This is a genomic window from Haloferax sp. AB510 (assembly GCF_024136985.1).
Lineage (GTDB): Archaea > Halobacteriota > Halobacteria > Halobacteriales > Haloferacaceae > Haloferax.
The window spans coordinates 1-566 of record NZ_JAMYJY010000240.1 but is presented as its reverse complement, the minus strand read 5'-3'; the positions used below and the strand labels follow the sequence as shown (position 1 = coordinate 566).

General features: G+C 51.4%; 1 protein-coding gene. It reads left to right on the top strand.

The window, feature by feature from the left end:
* The coding region (locus NKF06_RS20805; protein ID WP_253246479.1) for a hypothetical protein at positions 1-241 on the top strand (241 nt) is incomplete at its 5' end.
* Positions 242-566: the final 325 nt, after the last annotated feature.

Here is a 566-nt window from a genome sequence, read left to right as displayed (position 1 = left end):
CATTATGGAGCAAGCGCAAAATACCGCAGAATGGGTATTAATGTCGCCAGGGGCGATGCTGCCGGTGACAAAAGCCGTTGCTGCACACACCGTTTACAAAGATAACCCGGCTATTAAAGCCTTTGGCGATCTGACGACTCAACTGATTGCTCAGTATCCGCATATGCAGGTCTTTGGTTCCGTCGGTGAGAAGAATTTCACAGGGATGGGGGATGTCACCGGCTCCGCTACTTCTCAGTGAAATGGTCAATCAGGTGACAGTAGGAAAACAGGAGACTGCCCCCGCGCTGGAACGCAGCCAGCAGCGAGTAGCTGAACTTTTGCAACGCCATTAACCCTCAAAAAAAAACGCCGCATTACGCGGCGTTTGTTTCTCATTGACCATGCCAGCGTTATTATTCGCCGATCTTAGTCCAGGTATCACGCAGACCGACGGTACGGTTAAATACCGGTTTTTCTGCCGTGCTGTAACGGCTGTCCAGGCAGAAGTAACCCTCACGTTCAAACTGGAACGCTTTACCGGCTTTAGCGGCTTTCAGAGACGGCTCGGCATAACCCTGCTTGAT